Source organism: Mesorhizobium sp. M7A.F.Ca.CA.003.01.2.1 (assembly GCF_003998945.1).
GTDB lineage: Bacteria > Pseudomonadota > Alphaproteobacteria > Rhizobiales > Rhizobiaceae > Mesorhizobium > Mesorhizobium ciceri.
Map to the genome: position 1 here is coordinate 1 of NZ_RZRA01000954.1, position 2105 is coordinate 2105.

General features: G+C 61.5%; 3 protein-coding genes. 1 reads left to right on the top strand and 2 read right to left on the bottom strand.

Annotation, left to right across the window (positions count from 1 at the left end):
• Positions 1–889: C-terminal helicase domain-containing protein (locus EN969_RS28160; protein ID WP_164758560.1), on the top strand; the 889-nt coding region annotated here is incomplete at its 5' end.
• A 71-nt stretch (positions 890–960) separates the two neighbouring features.
• Here EN969_RS28160 and EN969_RS28165 read toward each other — a convergent pair.
• Positions 961–1566 carry a hypothetical protein gene (locus EN969_RS28165; RefSeq protein WP_013531372.1) on the bottom strand — a complete coding sequence of 202 codons (606 nt, stop codon included), beginning with the start codon at positions 1564–1566 and terminating at the stop codon, positions 961–963.
• Positions 1567–1807: 241 nt separating this feature from the next.
• On the bottom strand, positions 1808–2105 hold a 298-nt coding region (locus EN969_RS28170; protein WP_145966666.1), incomplete at its 5' end, for an OmpA family protein.

The following is a 2105-nucleotide window of genomic DNA, read 5'->3' on the forward strand; positions in this document are numbered from 1 at the left end:
CTCCAAGCCGTGGGACAAGCGCGAGACGCTGCGCAACCTGATCAAGGCCGAAGATGCCGAACTGAAGAACGCCATCATCTTCTGCAACCGCAAGGTCGAAGTGTCGGAACTGTTCCGCTCGCTGCTGAAGTATGATTTCGACGCCGGTGCGCTGCATGGCGACATGGACCAGCGCGCGCGCATGCAGATGCTGGCCAATTTCCGCGACGGCAAGCTGCGCTACCTCGTCGCTTCCGACGTCGCCGCGCGCGGCTTGGACATCCCCGACGTCAGCCATGTCTTCAACTATGACGTGCCGATCCATGCCGAGGATTATGTCCACCGTATCGGCCGTACCGGCCGCGCCGGACGCTCCGGAAAATCCTTCACCATCGCGACCAAGTCGGACACCAAATACATCGACGCCATCGAGCGGCTGATCGGCAACAAGATCGAATGGCATGACGGCGACTTGTCGACGGTGGTTGCCAGCGAAGGCGGCGAGGACGATGCTCCGCGCCGTGGCAAGGGCGCACCGCGCCGCGCCGGTCGCAAGGACGACGACCGCAGCAGGGAAAAGGGCGGCGAGCGCAAACCGCGCGAACGCCACGCCAAGCGCAGCGAAGACACGGCACCGGAAACAGTCCGCGAGGACCAGCCGGCGGCCGAGGTCGCAGCGGCAGCCGCCGACGTCGGCGAACGGCGCTCGCGCAAGGAAGCGATCCGTTCGGAAAACACCGAGCGCAAATCGTCCGATCGCAACGAACAGCGCGCACCGGAACGCGGCGATACCCGGCCGCAGCGAGACAACAGCCGCCCTGCCCGCCAACGTCACCAGGAAGACAACGATTCCACCGTTGGCTTCGGCGATGACATGCCGGCCTTCATGCGGATCGTCGCCAAGGTCTGATCCCGACCGCTTCGAAGGCAAGCCAGCCATCCGGCTTGCCTTCTCGGTAGAGCTCCAGCCTGGTTCGCCCGTTACATCGGCCCAGGCATCATCTTGGTCGGTTTTTCCAGCATCGGAAACTCGGCCTTCGAGCATTTCACGTTCGGGTTCGTCGGACTGAACATGCCGTTCGGATTGTCCCCGAGCCAGGCATGAAGGTCGTAATGGACGAACTCCTTCGGGATGAGAGGGTAGTGCCCCTCCATCGGCCCCATGAAGGTTTGGCCAAACAGCTTCGGAGGCTCCTTTATGTCCGGCGTCAGAGGCACCAGCCATTCCGCGCCCACCAGCCGCAAACCCTTCTTGGTCGGTTCATAGATCAGCACGTTGGGGTGCATCGGGTCGAGCTTCTGGCCGACACTCGGGACATTGACGAAGTGAATACCCATGGCGCCCTTCGGGTAATCCATCGCGCCCGCTATCTTTTCTCCGCTGTAGTAGACGCAGCCGACCGTCGACAGATAGAGATCGCGGACGGCAGCGGTGTAATCCTCATATTTGGCGAGCGACTTTTTCAAGGCTTCGATGTCGGCCTTGTTGGCGTCCTCGGCCCGAGCCGAAGCAACGTTCAGCCACGCGCCTACCAAACCTGTTAAAACGAGGACGCCACAGCGCCCAAGGCTGGCTGTTCTTGTCATGCATTCCTCCCAGATTTCTGATCTGGCCGTGCAAGACCGAGGCGGAAAAATGCTGATTGCGCGGCCGGTTACACCGCCTCATCCCCGCTGGACTGCCATGATGCTATTCCTTTCCATGGCCGCCGGAAAGCTATATTTTAGCAATAACTAAATCTATACCGTACCCATCCAGAGCGCCGATGTCAGCTCAAACAAAAACGGCCCCGCATGAGGGCCGTTTCGCATCCGCTTGCCGGACGGATCAGGTGAGCGGCGACAGCTGGATCTCGACGCGGCGGTTCTGGGCCCGACCTTCGGCTGTGGCATTGGATGCGACCGGACGTGTCTTGCCGAAGCCTGTGACGGCGAAGCGCCGCTGATCCACGCCCTGACCGGACAGATAGTTCGCCACCGCCAAAGCACGACGCTGCGACAAATCGAAATTGTGCTGGTCGCCACCGGTCGAATCGGTGTGGCCGAACACGTCGACCGTGGTCTGCTTGAACTTCTTCAGCACCAGCGCGACGGAGTTCAGGACCTGGTAGAAGCCGGGCTTCACC